The 23,882-nt window shown below is 47.5% G+C and carries 20 protein-coding genes; 13 read left to right on the forward strand and 7 right to left on the reverse strand.

Annotated elements, in window-relative coordinates:
* Nucleotides 1–56: 56 nt before the first annotated feature.
* From ACYVD4_RS17695 to ACYVD4_RS17715, 5 genes are all read left to right on the forward strand, one after another.
* Nucleotides 57–1,640, forward strand: a complete 1,584-nt coding sequence (locus ACYVD4_RS17695; RefSeq protein ID WP_460948071.1) for an NAD(P)/FAD-dependent oxidoreductase — start codon at nucleotides 57–59, stop codon at nucleotides 1,638–1,640.
* 68 nt (nucleotides 1,641–1,708) lie between these two features.
* Nucleotides 1,709–2,338 carry an NUDIX hydrolase gene (locus tag ACYVD4_RS17700; RefSeq protein WP_460948073.1) on the forward strand — a complete coding sequence of 210 codons (630 nt, stop codon included), beginning with the start codon at nucleotides 1,709–1,711 and terminating at the stop codon, nucleotides 2,336–2,338.
* 440 nt (nucleotides 2,339–2,778) lie between these two features.
* Entirely contained in the window at nucleotides 2,779–3,918 is a 1,140-nt protein-coding gene (locus ACYVD4_RS17705) for an efflux RND transporter periplasmic adaptor subunit (protein WP_460948075.1), read from the forward strand.
* A gap of 129 nt (nucleotides 3,919–4,047) precedes the next feature.
* Entirely contained in the window at nucleotides 4,048–7,164 is a 3,117-nt protein-coding gene (locus ACYVD4_RS17710) for an efflux RND transporter permease subunit (RefSeq protein WP_460948077.1), read from the forward strand.
* Nucleotides 7,165–7,348: 184 nt separating this feature from the next.
* Nucleotides 7,349–8,527, forward strand: a complete 1,179-nt coding sequence (locus ACYVD4_RS17715; RefSeq protein ID WP_460948079.1) for a glycoside hydrolase family 88 protein — start codon at nucleotides 7,349–7,351, stop codon at nucleotides 8,525–8,527.
* A gap of 84 nt (nucleotides 8,528–8,611) precedes the next feature.
* Here ACYVD4_RS17715 and ACYVD4_RS17720 read toward each other — a convergent pair whose 3' ends face one another.
* Nucleotides 8,612–9,328, reverse strand: a complete 717-nt coding sequence (locus tag ACYVD4_RS17720; RefSeq protein WP_460948081.1) for an SGNH/GDSL hydrolase family protein — start codon at nucleotides 9,326–9,328, stop codon at nucleotides 8,612–8,614.
* Nucleotides 9,329–9,502: 174 nt separating this feature from the next.
* Here ACYVD4_RS17720 and ACYVD4_RS17725 point away from each other — a divergent pair, with 174 nt between their 5' ends.
* Together ACYVD4_RS17725 and ACYVD4_RS17730 are read left to right on the forward strand one after the other, a co-directional pair.
* A complete protein-coding gene (locus ACYVD4_RS17725) occupies nucleotides 9,503–10,111 on the forward strand; it encodes an RNA polymerase sigma factor (protein ID WP_460948083.1) in 609 nt (202 codons plus the stop codon).
* On the forward strand, nucleotides 10,101–11,810 hold the full coding sequence (locus ACYVD4_RS17730) for a hypothetical protein (protein ID WP_460948085.1): 1,710 nt from the start codon (nucleotides 10,101–10,103) through the stop codon (nucleotides 11,808–11,810). Before ACYVD4_RS17725 ends, ACYVD4_RS17730 begins: the two co-directional genes overlap by 11 nt.
* Nucleotides 11,811–11,880: 70 nt before the next feature.
* Here the strand turns inward: ACYVD4_RS17730 and ACYVD4_RS17735 are convergent, their stop codons facing one another.
* The 4 genes from ACYVD4_RS17735 to ACYVD4_RS17750 all read right to left on the reverse strand — a co-directional run bounded on the left by ACYVD4_RS17735 (nucleotide 11,881) and on the right by ACYVD4_RS17750 (nucleotide 15,143).
* A complete protein-coding gene (locus tag ACYVD4_RS17735; protein WP_460948087.1) occupies nucleotides 11,881–13,200 on the reverse strand; it encodes a PQQ-dependent sugar dehydrogenase in 1,320 nt (439 codons plus the stop codon).
* An 89-nt stretch (nucleotides 13,201–13,289) separates the two neighbouring features.
* Nucleotides 13,290–13,649 carry a DUF3471 domain-containing protein gene (locus ACYVD4_RS17740; protein ID WP_460948089.1) on the reverse strand — a complete coding sequence of 120 codons (360 nt, stop codon included), beginning with the start codon at nucleotides 13,647–13,649 and terminating at the stop codon, nucleotides 13,290–13,292.
* A 94-nt stretch (nucleotides 13,650–13,743) separates the two neighbouring features.
* Complete coding sequence (locus tag ACYVD4_RS17745) at nucleotides 13,744–14,193, reverse strand: GNAT family N-acetyltransferase (protein ID WP_460948091.1); 450 nt, start codon at nucleotides 14,191–14,193, stop codon at nucleotides 13,744–13,746.
* Entirely contained in the window at nucleotides 14,193–15,143 is a 951-nt protein-coding gene (locus ACYVD4_RS17750; protein ID WP_460948093.1) for a pyridoxal-phosphate dependent enzyme, read from the reverse strand. The genes ACYVD4_RS17745 and ACYVD4_RS17750 overlap by 1 nt, the downstream gene beginning before the upstream one ends.
* A gap of 167 nt (nucleotides 15,144–15,310) precedes the next feature.
* On the opposite strand from ACYVD4_RS17750, the gene ACYVD4_RS17755 reads away from it, so the two are divergent.
* Nucleotides 15,311–16,240: a TIM barrel protein gene (locus ACYVD4_RS17755; protein WP_460948095.1), complete on the forward strand. Its 930-nt coding sequence runs from the start codon at nucleotides 15,311–15,313 to the stop codon at nucleotides 16,238–16,240.
* Nucleotides 16,241–16,335: 95 nt separating this feature from the next.
* Nucleotides 16,336–17,931, forward strand: coding sequence for an aldehyde dehydrogenase (NADP(+)) (locus tag ACYVD4_RS17760; protein WP_460948097.1), 1,596 nt, complete (start codon nucleotides 16,336–16,338; stop codon nucleotides 17,929–17,931).
* A gap of 96 nt (nucleotides 17,932–18,027) precedes the next feature.
* Here ACYVD4_RS17760 and folE read toward each other — a convergent pair whose 3' ends face one another.
* Together folE and ACYVD4_RS17770 are read right to left on the reverse strand one after the other, a co-directional pair.
* Entirely contained in the window at nucleotides 18,028–18,786 is a 759-nt protein-coding gene (gene folE / locus ACYVD4_RS17765; RefSeq protein ID WP_460948099.1) for a GTP cyclohydrolase I FolE, read from the reverse strand.
* Nucleotides 18,749–19,210: a 6-pyruvoyl trahydropterin synthase family protein gene (locus ACYVD4_RS17770; protein ID WP_460948101.1), complete on the reverse strand. Its 462-nt coding sequence runs from the start codon at nucleotides 19,208–19,210 to the stop codon at nucleotides 18,749–18,751. The genes folE and ACYVD4_RS17770 overlap by 38 nt, the downstream gene beginning before the upstream one ends.
* 222 nt (nucleotides 19,211–19,432) lie before the next feature.
* On the opposite strand from ACYVD4_RS17770, the gene ACYVD4_RS17775 reads away from it, so the two are divergent.
* From ACYVD4_RS17775 to ACYVD4_RS17790, 4 genes are all read left to right on the forward strand, one after another.
* Nucleotides 19,433–20,518 carry an MBL fold metallo-hydrolase gene (locus ACYVD4_RS17775; protein WP_460948103.1) on the forward strand — a complete coding sequence of 362 codons (1,086 nt, stop codon included), beginning with the start codon at nucleotides 19,433–19,435 and terminating at the stop codon, nucleotides 20,516–20,518.
* A gap of 118 nt (nucleotides 20,519–20,636) precedes the next feature.
* Complete coding sequence (locus ACYVD4_RS17780; RefSeq protein ID WP_460948105.1) at nucleotides 20,637–22,028, forward strand: Gfo/Idh/MocA family protein; 1,392 nt, start codon at nucleotides 20,637–20,639, stop codon at nucleotides 22,026–22,028.
* Between the two features lie 105 nt (nucleotides 22,029–22,133).
* A complete protein-coding gene (locus tag ACYVD4_RS17785; protein WP_460948107.1) occupies nucleotides 22,134–23,351 on the forward strand; it encodes a sugar MFS transporter in 1,218 nt (405 codons plus the stop codon).
* A 199-nt stretch (nucleotides 23,352–23,550) separates the two neighbouring features.
* On the forward strand, nucleotides 23,551–23,697 hold the full coding sequence (locus ACYVD4_RS17790) for a hypothetical protein (RefSeq protein ID WP_460948109.1): 147 nt from the start codon (nucleotides 23,551–23,553) through the stop codon (nucleotides 23,695–23,697).
* The last annotated feature ends 185 nt before the right edge of the window (nucleotides 23,698–23,882 follow it).

A 23,882-nucleotide genomic window follows, 5' to 3' on the forward strand; every position in this document is an offset into this window, starting at 1 on the left:
TCAAGTAAGCTTATTTTGGTTCCGATTAATTGCCGAATAGAAATCGGCCTTATTTTATGATTCATCAGCTTTCTTTGACACTTCCGCCCGAACAGGCGTTCGACGATTCCGCCTTTCGGGAATACGTACTACGTAAGCTCTCCCTGCCCGATACGGAAGAAATTGTTGTTCGAAAACGTCGCCAATCGATAGACGCCCGTAACAGACAAGTACGTGTTCAGATTGAAACTGATGTATTTGCCGGCGAAACGCCACCTCCGCTAATACGTTATCAAAAGCCCGAAAACGATGTAAGCCGAGCCCCTCAGGCAATTGTTGTGGGCGCAGGACCAGCCGGTTTATTTGCCGCCATTCGATTGGTTGAATTAGGTATAAAACCGATTGTTTTAGAACGAGGTAGCGATGTTCGCTTGCGTCGGCGCGATTTGGCGGCCATCAACAAAGATCACGTAGTAAATCCCGAATCGAATTATTGCTTTGGCGAAGGCGGAGCCGGTACATATTCAGACGGGAAACTGTATACGCGCTCAACCAAACGGGGCGATGTACGGCGCATTCTCGAAATTCTGGTTGCACACGGTGCCACTGACCAGATTCTTATTGATGCGCACCCACATATTGGCACCAACAAACTTCCCAACGTAGTAGCCGACCTACGTAACAGCATTCTGAAAGCCGGTGGCGAAGTTCGGTTCGATACCAAAGTAACCGATCTGATTCTGGATACCAATGAGATCAAAGGCGTTGGGCTTGCCAATGGTGATACCTTGACAGGTGTTGGCGTAGTATTGGCTACGGGACATTCGGCCCGCGATATTTTTCAGTTGCTGCACGAACGTAACGTTCACATCGAAGCCAAACCCTTTGCGATGGGCGTACGTATTGAGCATCAGCAATCTTTGATCGATCAGTTTCAATATCATCGACCCAATCGGGGCGATTATTTACCCGCAGCTTCCTATAGTTTGGTCACCCAAACAAAATTTAAGGGGGTAGAACGGGGCGTTTTTTCGTTTTGTATGTGTCCGGGGGGCTTTATTGTTCCTGCTGCTACGGCTCCGGGCGAGCTGGTTGTTAATGGCATGTCGCCGTCGCGTCGTGACTCGCAATATGCCAACTCGGGGCTGGTTGTTGCTATTACCGATACTGATTTAGAACCTTATGCCGATGCGGGGCCGCTGGCCGGACTTGCTCTGCAACAGGACCTCGAACGTTGGGCATGTCGAAAAGCAAACAGTCAGCACGTTGAACACTCGCAAACAGCTCCTGCTCAACGTATTGCCGACTTTGTGGATGGGCGTATCTCAAACGAATTACTGCCAACATCGTACCAGCCCGGTCTGGCATCGGTCGACATGATGGACGTATTACCTGACCATATTGCCCAACCGCTACGTCAGGGATTACGTGATTTTGGCCGTAAAATGAATGGGTATCTGAGCAATGATGGACAGATTATTGGCGTTGAAAGTCGTACATCATCACCAGTACGTATTCCGCGCCATCGCGACACCTGCGAGCACGTAACGGTTCGACGGTTGTTCCCATGTGGCGAAGGAGCGGGTTATGCAGGCGGTATCGTTTCGGCAGCAATGGATGGTGAACGATGCGCCGAAGAATTAGTTAAGCTCTATAAGTAGTTAGTTTAGGTTGACATAACGTAGCATCTGAAACGTAACGCACCGGCGGACCGGCTGAACAGAAAACTGTGATTGACACCTCATTTCATAGCTTTACCGAAGACCTCCGCCAGCGGCTGCAAAAACCGTTGCCTGGAGAAAGAGCCCATCATAAGATGGCCTCGTCTAATCGGTATAAGCTGGGAATTAAACCCAATGAGCGAACTCGTCGAAGTGCGGTGTTAATCTGTTTTTATCCCTATCAGCACTCGGTTTACCTTCCGCTCATACTACGTCCTCAATACGATGGTGTTCATGCTGGTCAGATGGCATTTCCGGGTGGGCGCATGGAACGATTCGACGAAAATCTCACCCGCACGGCGCTACGTGAGGCTCAGGAAGAAGTTGGCATTCGGGTATCCGATGTAAAGGTGCTTGGTTTACTAACCGAGTTATTTATTCCTCCCAGTAATTTCTACGTACAACCCGTAGTAGGTGTTCTGCCTTACCGGCCCGATTTTTATCCTGACCCACGCGAAGTTGAAGCAGTTGTTGAAGTGGATCTACACACTCTTCTCGATGAAACTATTGTTGGCGACACGCAGATTGAAGTACGGGGCGCCTTGATCGATGCCCCATTTTATCAAATTCAGGGGCAGCGGGTCTGGGGAGCCACCGCCATGATGATTAGCGAATTATTAATGGTAATGGCGTCCTGATTTATCATAAATGCGTTTTTATAGGCAAATAGCTTATTGATAGACCTGTGTTTTTATGATTTTTTAGAATTTTTTCTAACTAAGAAATATTTTTTTAAGATATTTTTCTAGCAAACACTACTGAGTAGTTCCTGAATAATGTTACGGTATCGGTTTATGGGTCTGGTAACGTATCCAAATGATACCCAATTGGCTATACGTATCACCATCTGCGTTAGCTATTAAAAAGAAGTTAAAATAAGACAAATAAGTATGAGCGTTTTTACGGGTAAGCTATTGCGTGTCAGGATTGTATTTAATGAGATTTAGGCGACAAATCGCTTTCTACCCCAACATCTACCGATTGATATAGTCTTCAGCCGTTAATAGCTTTGTAGTCTGTAACAAATACGTAATTTGTACCGTTTATTTCTTCGTTCCCTCTTGCTAATTTTTACTCTGTGAAAAGATGGATTGCTATCGGTCTCGTCGTTGTCGTTCTCGGCGGGATAATTGTGTATAATAAAATATTACATCCGGCTCCAGGAGCCTCAGGTGGTGGACCCGGTGGGGGCGGACGAGGAAGTGCTGACAGTAAAGGGGGCAAAGGTGGAGGAAAAGACGCTCCTCCTACGGTTGTAAATGGTTTTGTAGTTATTACCAAGCAGCTTCAGGAAGACATCGTTTCCAGTGGTTCGTTATTGGCAGCCGAACAGGTCGATATTTACCCTGAAATTTCGGCTCGTATCACACAACTTAATATTCAGGAAGGTCAACCTGTTGCAAAAGGAGCTTTGCTGGTGAAGCTTTTTGATGCTGACCTTCGTGCTCAACTCCAGAAACTTCAGGCGCAGGCCGACAACGCCCGCCGGACCGAAGAACGTAACAAACAATTGTTGGCCCGTGGCGGTATCAGCCAGCAGGAATACGACATTGTTACAACTAATCTTCAATCATCGCTGGCAGATATTGAACTGGTAAAAGCGAACCTGCAACGTACCGAAATACGCGCGCCATTTTCCGGCATCATCGGCCTACGGAATGTTAGCCCAGGCGCTGTTGTATCGCCTAATACGTTAATTGCTCGTTTGCAGCAGGTTTCGTCGTTGAAACTCGATTTCTCCATCCCCGAAAAATACGGCCCTTATGTGCGGAATGGTAGCGCAATTTCGTTTTTGGTAGATGGTAGTAATCAACAAAGTCAGGGCGTTGTTTATGCCGTTGAGCCGGGTGTTGAGGAACAAACGCGTAACCTGCGTATCCGGGCGCGGGTCAACAACGCATCGGCTCGATTCCGGCCCGGTACGTTTGCCCGCGTTACGTTAACGATTCAGAATCAGCAAAGTCTGGTTGTGCCCACTCAGGCCGTTATTCCACAAACACGCACTAACCAAGTCATTGTAGTAAAAAATGGGAAAGCGGTATTCAAAGATGTGAAAACGGGGCTACGTACGGCTGGTTCAATTCAGATTCTGTCGGGTCTGGCGGCTGGTGATACGGTAGCCACAACGGGCCTGCTCTTCTTAAAACCTGACTCGCCGGTAAAAGTGAACCGCGTTGTTCCTTTGCCAGGCGGTGCCCCTAAAGTTGCACAAAACTGATCACTTGAACTGTTATACAGTTGTAGAGTTATACGGTTGTAGAGTTTTAAAAATCAGAACTATACAACCCTGTAACCATACAACGTTACAACCATTACAACTCCAAAAACCATATAACTCATCAACTAAATGAGTCTCCCAGAGCTTAGTCTGAACCGGCCCGTTTTTGCGATGGTAATGTCCATCGTTATTGTGCTGTTTGGCATTATCGGCTTCACGTTCTTGGGGGTACGTGAGTATCCGGCCATCGACCCCCCGGTAATTTCGGTACGTACCAACTATACGGGTGCCAACCCCGAAATCATTGAGTCACAAATTACGGAGCCTATCGAAAAATCGCTGAACAGTATCGAAGGCATACGTACTATTTCGTCGAACAGCTCGTTGGGCGCCAGCACCATTACGGTTGAGTTCAATCTGGATGCCAACCTCGAACAGGCGGCTAATGATGTTCGGGATAAAGTTGCACAGGCACAGCGACAACTCCCTCAGGATATCGACTCCCCGCCTGTGGTAACGAAAGCCGATGCGAACTCCGATCCAATCATTTTCATGAACGTTCAGAGTACGAACCGCAATCCGAGTCAGCTTTCGGACTACGCAGAAAACGTACTTCAGGAGCGTTTACAGACAATTCCGGGTGTCAGTCAGGTGAATATCTATGGACTGAAGCGGCAGGCCATGCGGCTCTGGATTGATCCGATTAAACTAACAGCTTATCGGCTTACAGCTCAGGATATTCAGACGGCACTGAACGCGCAGAACGTAGAACTACCCGGTGGTAAAGTGTACGGAAATAATACCGAACTTACCGTTAAAGCAGTTGGTCGATTAACTACTGAAGATGACTTCAACAACCTGATTCTTAGGCAGACGTCTAACCAGATTGTACGTTTTAAAGACGTAGGTTACGCTACGTTAGGCGCTGAAAACGAAGAGACGATTTCGAAACAAAACGGCGTAGTGGGCGTATCGATGGCGCTTATTCCACAGCCCGGTGCTAACTACGTCAGCATTGCTGATGAATTTTACAAACGGTTCGATCAAATCAAAAAAGAGCTTCCCGACGACATTATCGTTAACATCGGAGTCGATCGCTCTACGTTCATTCGTCGGGCTATTGAGGAAGTGGGTGAAACGCTTCTGATCTCGTTTGTGCTGGTTGTACTGGTCATTTATTTTTTCTTCCGCGACTGGCTCATTGCCTTCCGACCACTGATCGATATTCCCGTATCGCTGATTGGTGCGTTTTTTATCATGTACGTTGCCGACTTTAGCGTAAACGTATTAACGCTTCTCGGTATCGTGCTGGCAACCGGTCTTGTGGTTGATGATGGTATTGTGGTAACGGAAAACATCTTCAAGAAAATTGAAGACGGTATGGAAACCAGAGAAGCCGCTCGAGAAGGTTCGAATGAGATTTTCTTTGCTGTTGTCTCTACGTCGATTACACTGGCGATCGTGTTCCTGCCAATTATCTTTCTGGAAGGGTTCGTAGGTCGGCTGTTCCGCGAATTTGGAATTGTTGTCGCCGGAGCTGTATTGATTTCTGCCTTCGTATCGCTTACGTTAACGCCTGTTCTAAGTGTTAAACTGACGAGCAAAAATCACGGACGCTCGTGGTTCTATCGGAAAACCGAACCATTTTTTGAATGGCTCGATGAATCTTATCGGGCATCGCTGGCCAGTTTCATGCGTAAACGTTGGTGGGCGCTGGGCATGATTGTGGTTTGTTTGGGTATGATTTTTGGATTAGGGTCGTTGCTCAAGTCTGAATTAGCACCTTTAGAAGACCGTGCTCGTACACGTGTGAGCATTACATCACCTGAAGGAACGAGCTATGAAGCTCAAGCTGCTCTGACCGATAAAGTCATGCAGTTTATTATGGACTCTATTCCAGAAAACAAACTGGCATTCAGCGTTGTAGCTCCAGGCTTCACCGGTTCAGGTTCTGTTAACTCATCGTTTGTAATGGTCAATCTGGTCGATGCATCAGAACGGACACGGTCGCAGCAGGATATTGTCGATTATCTGACCAAAAACCTTCGTAAGTTTAACGAAGCGCGTATGTTCCCCGGACAGGATCAGACCATTCAGGTGGGTCGCGGGGGCGGTCAGCCAGTGCAGTTTGTGATTCAAAACCTGAACTTTGAGAAACTGCGAGAAAAGCTGCCGCTCTTTCTCGATGAGGTTCAGAAAGATCCAACCTTTGTGAACCCCGACGCCGACCTGAAGTTCAACAAGCCTGAACTGAATATTACCATCGACCGAGAAAAGGCGACCAACCTTGGCATTTCAGTTCAGGACGTAGCACAGACGCTTCAGTTAGCTTTGAGTAACCGTCGGTTGGCCTACTTCCTGATGAATGGAAAACAATATCAGGTAATTGGTCAGGTAGATCGGCACGACCGCGATGAGCCTTTTGATTTAGCCTCGTTCTACGTTCGTTCGAGCACCGGCCAATTGATTCAGCTCGATAACCTGGTGAAATTTCAGGAGGTTAGTAGCCCACCTCAAGTTTATCACTACAACCGGTTCAAATCGGCAACAATCTCGGCCAGTCTAGCTCCCGGCAAAACCATTGGCGACGGCGTAGAAGCCATGCGCGCAGTTGCGGCCCGTACGCTGGACGATACGTTCCAGACGGCACTTTCTGGCCCCTCGCGTGACTATGCCGAAAGCTCATCTAATACGTTATTTGCGTTTAGTCTTGCTCTCGTACTGATTTATCTGGTCTTATCAGCACAGTTCGACTCATTTATCGATCCGTTCATCATCATGATTACGGTACCGCTGGCGCTGGCCGGAGCGGTTTTCTCACTCTGGATGTTTAATCAGACGCTGAATATTTTCAGTCAGATTGGTATTATCATGCTGGTAGGTCTGGTAACGAAAAACGGGATTCTGATTGTGGAGTTTGCCAACGAGCAACGATTAGTAGGTAAAAACAAATTCGAAGCGGCAGCCGAATCGGCAGCGCTACGTCTACGACCAATTCTGATGACAACGTTGGTAGCTGCTTTCGGCGCTTTACCACTGGCTCTCGCGCTGGGTTCTGCGGCTAAAAGCCGGGTTCCGCTCGGTATCGTTATTGTAGGCGGTCTGTTATTTTCGCTGGTTTTGACGCTCTACGTAGTACCAGTTATTTATACATACCTGACACGTCGGAAAGACGTAACGCCTGAGACAACAACAGAAAATAAAGACGATAAAGAGAAACCACAGGAAATGGTGGCGCACGCTTAGTTCGAAAATCATAAAAATGGATAAAGGGTGAACTCGAAATTTCCGGGTTCACCCTTTATTTTTTCGCTCCGTTCTTCTCATACGTAACGTAAAAGATTCTATAGTCCGATTATACCAGCGTAACTTTTTGCTTATCTACTATAACGCTACGTCTTTTACTCTCTTATACCAATCAATTATCGATATGAAACATTGTTTCGCTGCTTTACTCTTCTTCTTAGCCTTCAATACATTTGCGCAAACACCTATCAACGTAAAAAATGAATTTGCGTTTGCGGCTAAGCAGTATGAGTTGATGCTGAAGAGCCATCCCGATACCACTCAATTTCCGCAATCGACCAAGCCGGATGGCACGCCCGACAACCGGAAATCAAGCTGGTGGTGCAGCGGTTTTTTTGGCGGATCGCTCTGGCACATTTACGAATACACTAAAGCTCCCGGGTGGAAAGATGCAGCACATTTATGGACAATGGCTGTAGCGAAGGAGCAGTATAATACAGGAACGCATGACCTAGGCTTTATGCTCTACTGCCCGTTCGGAAATGGATACCGGCTCACCAAAAATGAAGCATATCCTTCTATTTTGCTTAATGGAGCTAAATCACTCTCTACTCGTTTCAATCCGCAGGTTGGCGTGATTAAATCGTGGAATAAATTTCAGAACTACGATTATCCGGTTATCATCGACAACATGATGAATCTGGAGTTTCTGTTCTGGGCTGCCAAACGTTCAGGTAATAAAGAGTTCTACAACATCTGTATCACCCACGCCGACAACACGATCAAGAATCATTATCGGCCCGATTTCAGCAGTTATCACGTCATTTGCTATAATCCAGACGGCACGGTTGCAGCCAAGAAAACGGCGCAGGGATACGCCGATAATTCGGCATGGGCGCGCGGACAAGCTTGGGGCCTTTATGGGTACACGGTTATGTATCGCGAAACGAAGGATAAAAAATATCTGGAACAGGCCCGTCATATTGCCGATTTTTACCTCAATCACCCAAATCTACCCGCCGATAAAATTCCGTACTGGGATTTCAATGCACCAAACATTCCGAACGAAGAACGGGATGCGTCGGCCGGAGCCATTACGGCTTCGGCACTACTCGAACTCTGCACGTATGGTGGTCCATCAGCAAAAACATATTACCACTTGGCGGTGAAAATGCTCGAAAGTCTGGCTAGTCCGGCTTATAAAGCAAATCTGGGCGAGAATAACAACTTTATTCTGAAGCACAGCGTAGGACATAAACCCGCTAAAAGTGAAGTCGATACGCCCATTGTATACGCCGATTACTATTTCCTCGAAGCGTTGCTACGCTACGACGCACTACGTAACAAAGCAAGTTTCAAATAGAAGATATGATTACGAAAAAGCCTTGGCTCCAATGTTGCGCCAAGGCTTTTTCGTGAGTTTATACCTATTTATCTTTCTTTGTTTTTATACATCAAACCACTTATCGCCCCGTTGGATTGTCTGAATTGTTACAATAGTTGGAGCCGATACGTAGAAGTCGAATAGCGAACGGCCTAACAATTCATGACTCACGGCGCTCAGATGTTTCTCATCGTTCGGAAGAAAATATTCTTCGCAAGGACGTATCACCGAATCAGTATCAAATACACTCACCAGCTTTTCGTCAGCTTCTTCCAGAATAATAGCCCGACTTCGCCGACTCAGCCACCGTTCAACGGGGTGACGATTCGGGAATGGCGTCAGCAGCAACACCTTATGCCGACAGGGTCGTATTTGTTTTAATAAAGCCGATAAAAATGTACGTGGATAGATCGGCAATATGGACGTTAGTAGAGTTCCTGCAATAGCTTTCAGTCGACGGGTAAAGGTTTTCCAGTTATTTTCCGGTAAATCATCAGGTAAGTACGGCAAACTTAAAACGCTGTCACCAAACTTTTTCACCGGGCTAATTGGTTGATTAGCTGTATTATCCATCTGTAAAACAATAAGATCATATTGCTCAAGTGGAAGTTTTCCTAACGTAAACAGCAACTGCGACATAGTAGGATTGGCATACGCTTCAACCGACACTGCCTGCCCCGACCGTTTGATTTGTCGAATAAAATGACCGATATAGCTTAATTTTCCACTCGGCAACCCATAGCCATATGTATGTTCATCGCCAATAATTAATACCTTCATCTGCTACGAATGAATGGGGTGAATAAGCCCTTTTCTGTCTGTACGTAGCAGAATGGCCGAATGTGGCAAACGAGCTAAAAAAATATTGACAACCTATATAACCTTTGCAACGTTACACGTTGAACGCGCGTAGTGTATTTATATTCGGAAACATTTACATAAACTATCCAAACTTTGTTCTTTCGAAAATCGCCATCGTTCGCCGAAAATGACCTGCCGAGTGTCATTAGGGCTTGCCGTGCCAACGATCCGCGTGCGCAGCGAACGCTATTCAAACAATTTTTTGGGTATGCCAAGAGTATTTGTCTGCGTTACACGTCGAATATCGAAGAGGCCGAAGACGTTCTGAATGAGGGGTTTCTTAAGGCATTTCAGCATCTGGACAGCTACGACGAAACACTACCATTCAAAGCCTGGCTACGTACCATTCTGGTCAATACGGCCATCAGCCATTACCGTAAGAATCAGCGATTTGAGCAACATAGCTCTTTGGAAACGGGCGAACAGGTAGCTTTTGACGACAACGTAGTAGACCGAATTGCAGCTGAAGAAATTCTAGCACTAGTGCAACAATTGAGCCCCACGTATCGAACCGTTTTTATGATGCACGTAGTGGATGGGTATAGCCTCCACGAAATTGCCGGCATTTTAAGTCACAACGAGGCTACAGTACGTTCGAATTACGCCCGGGCCCGACAAAAATTACAGGTACTCATCAAACAAGCTTATCCATCTTTCGAAAAAGTTGGCCCGTCGGCCACTTCACCATATCATGAAAACTGACCGATTTACCGATATTATCCGGCGAAAACTGGAAAGTATTCGGCCGGAGTTTACCGAAAAAGACTGGACCCGTATGCAAGCCTCGCTACAGCAGGCCAATTTGCCACAGCCAGACATGTCGGGAGCCGGACAACCCTTTAGCGGTGGAGTCTGGTCTGGCCAACCCTGGCTTTTGGCGGCTGCTGCCGTAAGCACCGTTGTGCTGGTTTCGCTTGGCGTCTGGCAACGTAGTGAAATCAATACGTTACGTCAGACGGTAAGCGAATTGTCGAAACAGCGGGTTGTAAAACCAGTAATTCCATCGACTGATGCTACGTCTCTCCAACAACGTAGCACAGCACCTAACATAGCACAAACCAATAAGCTAAATCAGTCTGGTATGGGTTCAGCAACGGACGTATCAGCCATAAAAATTCAGCGCGATACGGTTTATATCACGCGATACGTAGCGGTTCCTTCGCGAGGACGACCCGAAACTGTGGACGATATGCGTTCTGGAGAACGTACTAATGGATTACCTACTCAACGATATTCGGCCAACAGCCACAATAAAATTCAGGAAGAAACAGCACGTGTAGCTAATAACCTAAATTCTAAGACCGAATCGTATGATGTTACCTCTACTCCCTTATCCGTTGAAAAAAGCAGTGGTACTACGTCGGCAGATCCGGCGATTCGGCCTACTTCTGGGTCACCGGGCAAAGACCTTCTGAACGGAAACAAAAGTACGTCAGGTCAGTACGTAGCTGGTGGAACTAATGGTCAGAACAATCCTCCAACTGATTACAGGGGGAGTCAGCCTGCGGATAGTGGCAATTCGGCGAATACAAACGGGGCTACTTCAGACAAGAGTGCTACGTCGGCAACAGACAACGTGGCTGCGCAGAATGACGTAGCGACAGAAGCTAACGCTGCTAAGTTGGCAGGTGTGACGGAGTATGAACTGGTTGCCAGTCATGACTTAAAAATGGCATCGCCCAATTGGAATGCGTTATTGGCACAACGTGCCCGACGGATGCGCCCAGTTCGGACAACCGTTGTTAATCAGACCAATCAAGCTCCAGAAAGTCAGCCTGTTCAGCGGATCGGTACGCGATTCCGGGCGGGTGCAGGTGGCGAATTTGATTCTCGCTTATGGAGTGCTGGGGTGTTTACACAGGTGCTTTTTGGCCGTCATCTGATGCTTGGTGTCGGTTTAAATCAGGCAACGTACATGAACGGTATGTTCATTACTGCCGAAGAGTTTGACTTACGAACACAGCGAAATTTCCGAATGGAGTTTGGCCGCAATCTCGACCCAAGGCTCGATCTTAAAGGTGATGTTATTAATATTGATACGCGATTAGTTCGGGTTCAGATTCCTATCAGTATTAGCTATCGTATCCCAATCAATCAATCGTTAACGATGGTTTCTACGGTAGGTACGTATCTAGCGCTCAGCAACACGGAAAAAGTGACATATTATTATCGCAAATACATAAAAGGCAGTTTCACTGAAGCTAGTTTCAACGTTGAGCGACCTGTTGATTTGATTAACTCAGTGGCATTTAGCCCCGGTTTAGAGTGGCAGAACAAGCACATTGTTGTGCAGGCAGCTCCAGTTATTACCGTTCCGACCTGTCTCTACAAAGTGCCCGGCCCAAACTGGCAATCCAATACAACCATTGGACTACGCGCCGGGTTATTCTACCAGTTCTGAACACTACGTTGATTTACTACGTAAAAAAGCGCTCCCGAACTTTTCGAGAGCGCTTTTTTAGTTGACGCCCTTATTTGCTCGCTGCCACACGCCAGATGCGTCCTGACGTATCATCGGCTACGAGAATTGAACCATCGGGCAATACGGCAATACCTACTGGTCGGCCGTACGCATCTTTATCTTTCCCGGTTAGAAAACCTGTCAGAAAATCCTCCGGTGTTCCAGGTTTACCATTTTGAAAAGGTACGAAAACAACTTTATAACCCGAAAGCTGAGAGCGGTTCCAGGAGCCATGCTGACCAATAAACGCACCATTATGGTATTTTTCTGGAAACGCGGATTTATCATAGAAAGCCAATCCAAGTGAAGCCGTGTGCGAGCCCAACGGTACGTCAGGCACGACGGTTTTTTGCACTAAATCAGGGCGTTCACCTTTCCGGCGAGGATCTTCGTTCTGACCGAAATAAGCGTACGGCCAGCCATAAAATGCGCCTTCTTTAACACTTGTCATATAATCGGGCACAAGGTCATCGCCTAGTTCATCCCGCTCATTTACAGCCGTGTAAAGCGTTTTTGTAGTTGGCTGCCAACCCATACCCACTGGATTACGTAAGCCACTGGCAAAAACACGTTCGCCGGTTCCGTCCGGATTGATCTCCAGAATATTAGCCCGACGCAGTTCATTCTCAATACCATTTTCTGCTACGTTACTTCCCGAGCCAACCGAAATGTAAATTTTCTTTCCATCGGGTCCCGCCAGCAGATTACGAGTCCAGTGATTGTTGTATCCACCAGCCGGAAGCTCCAGAATTTTTTTACCGGGCGTTGTCATTTTCGTTTGCCCCGCTTTATAATCGTAGCGCATCAGTCCATCGGTGTTGGCAACGTAGAACGAATTGTCTATCACCAACATGCCGAACGGTTGATTTAGGCCAGTCAGAAAGGCTTCCCGAACTTCCGGTTTTCCATCTTTATCGGCATCGCGGAACAGGGTAACGCGATTAGCGCTACTACCTTCGTTCTCTGCCTTATTCCGCCCTTTTACAGCGTTGACAACTTTATTGGCAATTCCTTTTCGTTCGGTTTTTGCCTCCGAAACAAAAATATCACCGTTGGGTGCTACGTAAATCCAGCGCGGATTATCCAGATTTCGGGCAAATTCGGTCACAGTAAAACCCGCAGGAGCCTGAGGCATTTTTCCTTCGGGCCAGCCAATTACATTGCTGAACTTTACCGTCGATTTGGTGGCATAAGGCGCAGGCAGATCGACAGTTTCAGTGGCTGTAGCCACGGTATCTGCCGTTTGATTTTCTTCTTTCTTCTGCTGGTTACAGGAAAGAAAGGCCACCGATAAAGCAGTGGCTGTGAGTAAAATTGAAGTTATTTTCATCGTTGAGTATGATTGTTTGCCAGTTTGGTATCGACTTCCAGCCAATACCAGAACCTGGTAAACAATCAACTCATTGACTAGTCCTTTGGTTATGGCTTATCTTTCTTAGCCGATAACTCGCTTCCCTGAATAGCCATTGTAAAGCCCGTTACAGCTTTGTTAGCATCGCGGGTGAACGTAATGACTGAGCCATATGAACTAGTCGATTTATACGTATCAGCCTTTTGTTTGATAAGCTTATTTTTCCCGAAATCATCAGCGGCCCCGAAGAGTTCGCCTTTATCTGACGTAACGGTATATTTCTGAACCGGACTGCCGCTTTCAAACGTATACGAACCAGCATAAACCGTCAGGTTGGTGGAGTCGGTTGCGGCCACCGTTTGCGCATCCGCCGATATTGCCAGCATCAGCAGACTGAAAACGAGGCAAAAAGAAAATAGCTGCTTCATTGATATTGAGGGATTAGATTTGATCTTTTGTAGAAAAGACGCTACTACGCTGACTTTCCTGTCATTACGTTGAAATTTTTACTGTAAGGTTAATTTACAAGCTACGTGAAAATTTCGCATAGGGAATCGCGCCTTTGTAAAATACTTCGCTGATTGCTTCCATCTTGAAGCGTCGGTAGAAATCGGCGGCATCGAGCCGGGCATCACACCATAACGTAGTGGCTCCCAATCGGCGAGCTTCGGCGATTACGTGATTCAATAACTTCGTTCCAATGCCCTGACGCTGTAAATCCGGGCGAGCGGCAAACTTGCGAAAACGGGCCCAACCTACATTATCACGAAGTGGTTGCGTTCGATTCGAGTTTTTCTCCTGTTCTACGAAAAGCGAGATTACGGCCACCAATTCATCGTTCTTAAAGGCACCAAAATGATGGCCTTCACTGTCGTTTTCTACTTTTACATAGTCGAAAGGCTTATCCGGCCAGAGTACCGAGTGACGTAGCGGATAGGTTTGTTCAGGTGTGATGGTGCGAATATCAATCATTACTTAAAAGGTAGTTTTCCTAAATCTACATTGCCGCCAGTTATAATAATCCCGATTTTTTGCCCGGCAAACATTTGTTTATGTTTCAAAACAGCCGCCAGAGGCACTGCCGAAGACGGTTCTATTACGATCTTCATCCGTTCCCAAACCAGTCGCATAGCGGCAATAATTTCAGCATCTGAAACGGTCAGAATATCCGCTACGTTGTCACGAATGATACGTAGCGTACGTTCGCTAAGCGTCGTCATCAATCCATCAGCAACGGTGTTTATATAAGGTGCTTTTTCAACTTTTCCGCTCTGAAACGACAGAATCGCATCGGCGGCCCCTTCCGGCTCACCGGCTACAACGCGCGTTTCGGGCGAGAGGTAACGTACTGTGAGCGACGTACCGCTGAGCAGTCCGCCCCCCCCAACAGGAGCCATCACTACGTCGAACGGGCTATCAGTTCCGGCGTCTTCAATAAGTTCTTTAGCGGCTGTAGCCTGTCCGGCAATCACACGGTCATCATCAAACGGATGAACCAGCACAGCGCCTGTTTTTTCAATTATATCGCGAACGCCCGCTTCACGAGCCTCAAGAGTCGGCTCGCATTCAATGACTGTTGCGCCATAGCCAAGCACGGCGTCTTTTTTAACCTGCGGAGCCGTTCGCGGCATCACGATATAGGCAGGCAAACCCACCTGTCGGGCAGCAAAAGCAACCGCCTGCGCATGATTACCCGACGAGTGCGTAGTAATGGCGTTTCCTTCGTTATGCTCAACAACCTGAAGCACGGCATTGAGGCCACCCCGTGCCTTGAAAGCGCCGATTTTCTGGAAGTTTTCGCACTTAAAGAATAAACTGGCACCGCTACGTTCGTTGATCGTCTGATTGGTGAATACGGATGTACGGTGGATAAAAGGTCGGACGCGGTCATGCGCCTGCACAATGGTATCGAGAGAAATCATACGGGCTGATAAAGGAAACAGACACGGCCAAATTACGAAGAAAATAGCGTGGGTTGCCATAAAAATATTCACTCCGTCGTTAACGGTAATGAGTAACTTGCGACAGATTTACGATTTGTTTTCTGCCGGAGTCGTAATTCAATCCTGATAAACCGTAAACCAATCCCATGACAACCGATCGTCGTTCATTTTTAAAACAAGCTGCTGGCTCATTGGCCGGTATGGCTTTAGTACCCAGCGCATTTGCTCTGACCGAAGCTCCTAAAAAATTGTGGTTCGATATTTCGCTGGCAGAGTGGTCGCTCCACAAGGCACTGTTCGCCAAGAAAATTACGAATCTAGATTTCCCCGGTATTGCCCGTAAGGAGTTCGATATCAGTATCATTGAGTTTGTAAACCAGTTCTTTAAAGATAAAGCGCAGGACAAAACCTACCTAAACGACCTGCTCACCCGCTGTAAGGATAATGGCATTACCAATCACCTCATCATGATTGATGGGGAAGGAAACCTAGGCGCTTCGGATGCTGCCGAACGCATGAAAGCGGTTGAAAATCACCACAAGTGGGTTGAGTGCGCGAAATTTCTGGGTTGTAAAACGATTCGGGTAAACGCAGCCGGTCAGGGAACAGCCGAAGAAGTGGCTAAAGCCGCTGTTGAAGGTTTGAGCAAACTAGGGGAATTCGCTAAAACTATGAATATCAACGTCATTGTTGAGAACCACGGCGGTCATTCCTCGAACGGCCAATGGCTGTCGGGTGTGATGAAGCAGGTGAATATGAAAAACGTAGGTACGTTGCCCGACTTTGGCAACTTCTGCATCAAACGGGGCGACAACCATACCTGCGCCGAACAATACGACCGTTATCAGGGCACCAAAGAGCTGATGCCATTTGCCAAAGGTGTATCGGCCAAAACTTATGATTTTGACGCAAGCGGTAATTGTGTTGAAACGGATTACACCAAAATCCTCAAAATTGTAAAAGACAGCAAGTTCCGGGGTATTGCCGGTATTGAATACGAAGGCAGTGCGGTCGATGAATACGAAGGCATCAAGAAAACCAAAGCTTTGCTGGAACGTATCGGAACTACCGTTTAACGTTAACTGTACTACGTTTCGGATTCACTAGCCAGTGTGCTACGTATCCGGAACGTAGTGTAAACCACCATTATAAAAAACTATTTCAATCCAGTATGAATGTTACTCCTGCGTCGCTCAACGTCAATTTTATAGGCAATGAGGCTGTTGCCGGTAATGGCGACTTTTTTCAGGCTTTCGTTCCTGCCCGTCACGAATACCTGCCTGATGAATTCTCGAACGTTACTAATGGTCAGGCCAGCCAGGCGGTTGAGAAAGCCGTAGCTGCTTTTCCAGTTTACGCAAAATTAACATCCGCCCAGCGCGCTGATTTCCTAACGTTTATTGCTTCCGAAATTGAAGCGTTGGGTGATGAACTCATTGAACAGGCCGTTTTGGAGAGCGGCTTGCCCGTGGCTCGGCTTACGGGTGAGCGCGGACGTACTACCGGTCAGTTACGGATGTTTGCCAATGTATTACGTGAAGGCTCGTGGGTCGATGCACGTATCAATCCGGCCATGCCCGACCGTCAGCCCCTGCCCCGCCCCGACCTGCGTCGGATGCTGGTTCCGCTAGGACCCGTAGTTGTGTTTGGCGCGAGTAATTTTCCGTTAGCATTTTCTGTAGCTGGTGGCGATACGGCTTCAGCGTTAGCGGCTGGCTGTCCGGTTATTTTCAAGGCGCATCCATCACATCCCGGTACGTCGTCGCTGGTTGGAAAGGCCATTGTTTCAGCGGCAATAAAAGCAGGAATGCCCGACGGTGTTTTCTCCCTGTTGCATGCCAGCAACGAAACGGCGCAGGAACTGGTAGCTAATCCAGAGGTAAAAGCCGTTGGTTTTACGGGTTCACGCGCGGGTGGTATGGCGTTGCTGAAAATTGCGCAGGCACGTCCTGAACCGATTCCTGTTTATGCCGAAATGAGCGCCGTTAACCCGGTGGTTATTTTTCCGGGAGCCATCGAGAAAAACGCCGTGGCGGTAGCGTCGGGTCTGGCCGCATCGGTTACGCTTGGTGTTGGTCAGTTCTGTACGAATCCGGGACTGGTTTTTCTATTTGACTCACCACAGACCGAAGTCTTTCTGGAAACCGTTGCGGAACGTATCAAAACTTCGGCACCGGCTACGATGCTGAATGCTGGAATCTGTCAGGCGTATCAGCGGGGTCTGCAAAATAGCCGCGTGTTGCCGGGCGTACACATTTTGGCCGAAGCCGAAGTTGATGCTGAAACCAGCCGCACCGAAGGCCGTCCCACCGTGTTGACGACAACGGCACCACTCTTTCTGAGTAGTCCAGCACTGGCCGACGAAATCTTTGGGCCTACTACGTTAATCGTCGTTTGCCACACCGAAGCCGATATGGCTCAATGTGTCGAAAGCCTTGAAGGTCAGCTAACGGCAACACTCTATGCTACGTCCGACGAAGTAAGCAGCTCTGGTTTCGACTGGATTTCACTGTTACAGGCTAAATCGGGGCGCGTATTGTTCGGAGGTTTCCCAACGGGCGTTGAAGTAAGTGAAGCCATGACTCATGGCGGACCTTTCCCGGCTACCAGCGACAGCCGTACTACGTCGGTCGGCACGGGAGCTATTCTCCGATTTGTACGTCCTTTTACGTATCAGAGTTTCCCCGATGAGTTATTACCAGCTGCCTTGCAAAACGCGAACCCGCTTGGAATCTGGCGTAATGTGGATGGGGTAACGACGAAATAGGGTTAAAAAGTTGACGGGTTATCGGGTTGTAAGGTTTGGCTATTTGCTACCAACTTTACAACCCGATAACCCGTCAACTTTTTAACCCTATGACTACTAAATCGTTATACCCGGTTGGCTAACGTAACGTAACAATTCCTGACGAGTGGCTTCTTCTTCAAATTTGCCGCCATACGACGATGTAATGGTGGAGCTGTTTATATCGCGAACGCCACGGGTCGATACACACAAGTGCTTAGCATCAATGATTACCGCTACGTCGTCGGTTTCGAGAACGCGCTTCAGTTCTTCGGCAATCTGAACGGTCAAACGCTCCTGCACCTGCGGGCGTTTGCTAAAATACTCCACAATCCGGTTCAGTTTCGACAAGCCAATTACTTTACCGCTCGAAATATAGGCTACGTGCGCCTTGCCGATTATAGGCACAAAATGGTGCTCGCAGTATGTCTGAACGGTAATATCTTTCTCAACCAGCATTTCGTTGTACCGAAACTTGTTGTCGAACAGCGTTGGCTGGGGTTTATTGGCGGGATTAAGGCCGCTGAAAATTTCGTTTACGTACATCTTGGCAACGCGCCGGGGCGACCCTTTCAGGCTGTCATCGGTCAGGTCGAGGCCAAGGATGTTCATGATTTCGCGAAAATGCTCTTCAATCAAATCAATTTTGAAGTCATCATCAAGTGCAAACGCGTCGGAACGCATTGGCGTATCGATTGACGCAGCCCCATGCGCATCGCCGATTTCGTCCACTAGTTCATCACTATGGTTTCCCGCTACGTCATGGCCGTTTTTATGGGCACTATCTACTTCCCGGCCATTAGACGGGGTACTCGACGAAGTTCCGTTCAGTTTCATATAATCTGATTTTAAGCTCTAAGTTTTCGCTTAGATGGGGACGTAAAATAGTGTAAATGACAATGGCAATATTTTCGGCCGACGGATTCAGGTCGGCAAATTCAGCCGTGTCGAGATTCAGATTCTTATGGTCGAATCGTTCAATGACATGTTCTTTCATCAGGTCGCCCAGATACTTCATGTCAATGACATAACCCGTTTCGGAGTCAATCGGGCCGATTACCTGCACAATTAGCTCGTAATTATGCCCGTGAAAATGCGGATTATTGCATTTTCCATACACCCGCGCATTTTTCTCGTCTGACCAGTTTGGATTGTTCAGACGGTGCGCTGCGTTAAAATGCTCTTTACGGAATACAGCCACTCGCTGGTTAGTTAGCCGAGGAATATCTGTCCGGGGAACATCCGAATTCGTATTTTCCATAAGTATTGAATCGAAAAAACTTCAGTCAATCTGCCGTTACAAAGTTTGTGTACAACACAGAATGACCGCAGAGCGTGTAGCCAGAACGCCCTTTTTGAGTCGGTTCGGCTATATAACATCCGCTTATCCCGTATTGTTCCCTCTTATCCTGCTGTACTCGGTTTGTGGGAACTCGCCTTTCACTACGTCCGTTGTGCCCCCATGAAACGTTTAAAAACCACCATGTTAATTCTTATTTTAGTTATTGCGGGTCTAGTTGGTGCTACGTTACTTTTTATGCAACAGGCTGTTTTTGGCAGCGACCCTGCCACCACTCGACTCGAACGTATCAAACACTCACCCAATTATCGCGACGGCATGTTTCAGAATCTGGAGCTAACGCCGACGCTACGTGAAGGAGCTTCGTATTCGGCTGTGTTCTGGGAAAATCTCAACAAGCCTAAAAACAATGTTCCGCCCCTACCCATTCCATCCACTAAAACGGATTTAAAAGCCCTTACCGACGATAAACCGACGATTGTCTGGTTTGGCCACTCATCGTACCTTATCAAATCGAAAGGTGTTACGTTGCTGATGGACCCGGTTTTTAGCGGGAATGCATCGCCCGTATCGTTTTTTGGACATGCGTTTGCGGGATCTAATAGCTACGATGTTGATGACATGCCCGACATCGATATGTTGGTACTTTCGCACGATCACTACGACCACCTCGATTATAAAACGATAGTAAAGCTGATTCCTAAAGTAAAGAAATTTTATACCGCTTTGGGAGTTGGCGCTCACCTCGAACGATGGGGGGTTCCGGCCGACAAAATTGTGGAGTTCGATTGGTGGGAAAGTAATACGGTTTCGCCAGAAATCAGCATCACGGCAGTTCCGGCGCGCCATTTTTCCGGACGTAGTCTTACTCGTGGAAAAACACTCTGGACGGCTTTTGCACTGAAACTGCACGGCTACAATCTGTATCTCGGAGGTGATTCAGGTTATGGAAAGCATTTTCAGGAAATCGGCGATAAATATGGTCCGTTCGATATTGCCATTCTGGAGTGCGGTCAGTACGGGAAAGACTGGCCAAATATTCACATGATGCCCGAAGAAGTTCCTCTGGCTGCTCAGGACCTTCGCGCCCGCATCATTTTGCCCGTTCACTGGGCCAAATTTTCGTTGGCTATGCACCCCTGGAACGAGCCAATTCAACGTATGCTTAAGAAAGCCGGACAGGTGGGCATGGACGTAACAACACCACGTATCGGCGAGCCAGTTGTATTGAGTTCTGTCTATCCCCGATCAGTCTGGTGGGATTTCTGATTTATGCATTGAACGCTTTCGAAACAAAAAATTGACTTGAGTTCGCCCGACAGAATCGAGTTGGCTGTGTTTTCTGGAAAGAAACAACTTTCTTTGACACACGAACTCTTTCAGCCTTATGCAAATAACTACCCGACGCCAGTTTATTCGAACAGCCGCTCTTGCTGGCACTGCTACGTCTGTTTTTCCAACGATTTTATCGAGTGCGCAACCTCGTCTTACAAAATCAGCGGATGCGAAAGTTCGACTAGCGTTTATTGGTGTCGGGTCTCGCGGACGTAGTCACGTAGCACAGGCACTTTTCCGCGACGATGTTGACATTACGGCTATCTGCGACCCCGATTCCGAAGCGATTAGTCGCACAAATGCCATGATTGAAAAGGCAGGTCGTAAAGCACCAGTTGCTTACGGTAAGGGGGATGAAGCGTTTCGGGAGATGCTCAAACGTGACGATATCGACGGGGTTGTGATTTCGACACCTTGGGAATGGCACGTACCGATGGCGGTAGCGACCATGAAAGCGGGGAAATACGCAGGCGTTGAAGTATCGGCCACTGTTACGTTGAAAGAATCGTGGGATTTGGTCGATGCCTTTGAAAAAACCGGTTCACACTGCATGATTCTGGAGAATGTCTGCTATCGTCGCGACGTACTGGCGGTGCTGCACATGATTCGTCAGGGAATGTTCGGCGAAATGACTTATGCTCATTGTGGGTATCAGCACGACCTGCGTAACATTAAATTCAACGACGGTAAATCAATTGGCGGTGTCGGTGCAGAATTTGGCGCGAAAGGCTATTCAGAAGCCCACTGGCGTACACAACACTCGGTCGACCGTAATGGCGATATATATCCAACGCATGGCCTCGGCCCGGTAGCCCACTGGTTTAACATCAATCGGGGCAATCGATTTATGTACTTAACCAGCATGGCAACCAAAAGCCGGGGGCTTCATAAATACGTAGTGGATAAAGGTGGCGAAAAACATCCAAATGCAAAGGTTAACTTTAAGCTTGGCGACGTAGTTACTACGTCGATTCAGTGCGCCAACGGCGAAAATATCGTAATTATTCACGATACGAACTCGCCACGGCCCTACTCGCTTGGGTTCCGGGCGCAGGGAACACAGGGCATCTGGATGGACGATAATGACATGATTTATCTGGAAGATACCAATGGCAAACCCCTCAGTCCCAAGTCACACCAGTGGGAACCGTTTGCTACGTATCAGGACAAATACGACCATCCGCTCTGGAAACGTCACGCGCAAACGGCCGAAAATTCAGGTCACGGCGGCATCGACTTTTTTGTGCTACGTGCGTTTATCGAGTCGATTAAAACCAAAACAGCCCCCCCCATCGACGTATATGATGCGGCTGTCTGGAGTGCCATCAGTCCGTTATCCGAGCAAAGTATTGCGGGTGGCAGCAAACCCGTAGAGATTCCTGATTTCACACGTGGCAAGTGGAAGACTAACAAGCCAATTTTTGGCTTAACCGATAATTTCTGAGTCGGGATTTTCCTGATTGATGGATTAACAAGATTATGTTTTGCATATTTGGCAATTCATCTAAATCTGGTTGATCCATCAATCAGATAAATCTTGTTTCAAACAATGGTTTCTGCCCCCTCTAAAACCCAGAATTATTTTGGCCCATTGCTTATTATTGGCGCCCTTTTCTTTGTTTTTGGCTTCGTAACATGGACTAACAGCGTCTTGATGGCGTTTTTCAAACAGGCGTTTAATCTGAGTACGGTTGGTTCGAGTCTGGTTGCCTCTGCATTTTTTATCTCTTACACGTTGATGGCGATTCCTTCGTCGGCAGTGCTGAAACGGACGGGTTTCAAAAACGGTATGTCGCTGGGATTACTGGTTATGGCTGTGGGTGCGTTGGTTTTTGTGCCAGCTGCGCGGTCGTTTTCATACCCCTTGTTTCTGGTCGGTCTGTTTCTGATTGGCGTCGGCCTCACAGTATTGCAAACAGCATCGAACCCATACGCAACTATTCTCGGCCCACGCGAAAGTGCCGCCCAGCGAATTAGCTTTATGGGCATTGCCAACAAAATGGCCGGTATTATCAGCCAGCGGGTTTTTGGCAGCATACTTCTGACAGGTGCCAGTGTTGCGGTAGGTCCCCAAAGCTTAGAGAAAGTTGTTACGCCTTATCTCGTTTTAACGGGTATTCTGGTTGTTTTGGCGGGTCTGGTTCGTTTATCTAATTTGCCCGAAGTCTCTGAAGAACAGGACGATTCACCTGAAGATGCTACGTCTCACACAAGCGTATGGCAATTTCCTAATCTGGTGTTGGGGGTTATAGCCCTATTCTGCTACGTTGGTGCAGAGGTGATTTCGGGCGATACGATTATCAACTATGGTAAAGCTATTGGCTTTGGTAACGACGAAGCCAAGTACTTTACGGAATATACGCTTTACGGCCTTCTGGCAGGTTATCTGCTGGGGATCATTGCCATTCCACGCTGGATTTCGCAACAGAATTCGTTACGTTGGGGAATGATTCTGGCTATTATTCTGACGATTGGTGCTCTGGTTACGGATGGTTTTGCGTCAATCCTTTGCATTGCTTTGCTTGGCTTTGCTATCGCCCCAGCCTGGCCCGCTATCTGGCCATTAGCATTGAACAGATTAGGGAAATTCACAAAACTGGGTTCGGCATTACTCATTATGGCAATTGCTGGCGGGGCCATTTTACCTCCTATACACGGTTATTTATTTGATAACATCAGCCCAAAAATGGCTTACGGTCTGTTGCTACCTTTATTTGCCTTCATTCTCTACTACGCTACTGTAGGGTATAAGAAAACGAGCTGGTAAGTTTATTGACTTCAGTTGAGATCAAACATGAGTCATCCCGAATTTTGTCTCCGTAATTGGATGGAGGCTATTCGAGATGACTCATGTTTGTTTCCGTCTTTGTCTAATTAATCTAAGTTGTATGTCATAAGCTTGTTTCAAGAGTATAGGCCAGTAAAAACAAGACAAGCTTGATCAGAAACCCTGCTTCAGTAACCGCATGAATCTTTTTAGGAAATCGCAACTTAACCTGACCGCCGAGCGGCCCCGTGAAAGCTTGTTCGATGGCTTGACAACGCATCTTCTTATAAGCCAACACCTAACCTGGGTCAGCTCGGCAACTATTACTCTTACGTTGAATCTGTAAGTAAATCTGCTCACAGTCAGCATACAACGCTTCTTGTTCGTAACCCATTTAGGCTGAATCGCCAAACACCTCGCTGCCACTTGGCAATTGTAAATGCATTAACTGAAGGGCCGTCAAAATATGAACCCGGAAGAATAAAAAAGCTGTACGGGTAGTTTATAACTTGTGGGTACAACCTGTACTCG

The sequence above is a fragment of the Spirosoma daeguense genome (assembly GCF_054776875.1).

What these genes read in the sequence shown, in the direction of transcription:
- ACYVD4_RS17695 (WP_460948071.1), top strand. Translation starts at nt 57, where the DNA reads ATGATTCATCAGCTTTCTTTGACACTTCCGCCCGAACAGGCGTTCGAC.
- ACYVD4_RS17710 (WP_460948077.1), top strand. Translation starts at nt 4,048, where the DNA reads ATGAGTCTCCCAGAGCTTAGTCTGAACCGGCCCGTTTTTGCGATGGTA.
- ACYVD4_RS17715 (WP_460948079.1), top strand. Translation starts at nt 7,349, where the DNA reads ATGAAACATTGTTTCGCTGCTTTACTCTTCTTCTTAGCCTTCAATACA.
- ACYVD4_RS17720 (WP_460948081.1), bottom strand. Translation starts at nt 9,328, where the DNA reads ATGAAGGTATTAATTATTGGCGATGAACATACATATGGCTATGGGTTG.
- ACYVD4_RS17730 (WP_460948085.1), top strand. Translation starts at nt 10,101, where the DNA reads ATGAAAACTGACCGATTTACCGATATTATCCGGCGAAAACTGGAAAGT.
- ACYVD4_RS17735 (WP_460948087.1), bottom strand. Translation starts at nt 13,200, where the DNA reads ATGAAAATAACTTCAATTTTACTCACAGCCACTGCTTTATCGGTGGCC.
- ACYVD4_RS17740 (WP_460948089.1), bottom strand. Translation starts at nt 13,649, where the DNA reads ATGAAGCAGCTATTTTCTTTTTGCCTCGTTTTCAGTCTGCTGATGCTG.
- ACYVD4_RS17745 (WP_460948091.1), bottom strand. Translation starts at nt 14,193, where the DNA reads ATGATTGATATTCGCACCATCACACCTGAACAAACCTATCCGCTACGT.
- ACYVD4_RS17750 (WP_460948093.1), bottom strand. Translation starts at nt 15,143, where the DNA reads ATGATTTCTCTCGATACCATTGTGCAGGCGCATGACCGCGTCCGACCT.
- ACYVD4_RS17755 (WP_460948095.1), top strand. Translation starts at nt 15,311, where the DNA reads ATGACAACCGATCGTCGTTCATTTTTAAAACAAGCTGCTGGCTCATTG.
- ACYVD4_RS17760 (WP_460948097.1), top strand. Translation starts at nt 16,336, where the DNA reads ATGAATGTTACTCCTGCGTCGCTCAACGTCAATTTTATAGGCAATGAG.
- folE (WP_460948099.1), bottom strand. Translation starts at nt 18,786, where the DNA reads ATGAAACTGAACGGAACTTCGTCGAGTACCCCGTCTAATGGCCGGGAA.
- ACYVD4_RS17770 (WP_460948101.1), bottom strand. Translation starts at nt 19,210, where the DNA reads ATGGAAAATACGAATTCGGATGTTCCCCGGACAGATATTCCTCGGCTA.
- ACYVD4_RS17775 (WP_460948103.1), top strand. Translation starts at nt 19,433, where the DNA reads ATGTTAATTCTTATTTTAGTTATTGCGGGTCTAGTTGGTGCTACGTTA.
- ACYVD4_RS17780 (WP_460948105.1), top strand. Translation starts at nt 20,637, where the DNA reads ATGCAAATAACTACCCGACGCCAGTTTATTCGAACAGCCGCTCTTGCT.
- ACYVD4_RS17785 (WP_460948107.1), top strand. Translation starts at nt 22,134, where the DNA reads ATGGTTTCTGCCCCCTCTAAAACCCAGAATTATTTTGGCCCATTGCTT.
- ACYVD4_RS17790 (WP_460948109.1), top strand. Translation starts at nt 23,551, where the DNA reads ATGAATCTTTTTAGGAAATCGCAACTTAACCTGACCGCCGAGCGGCCC.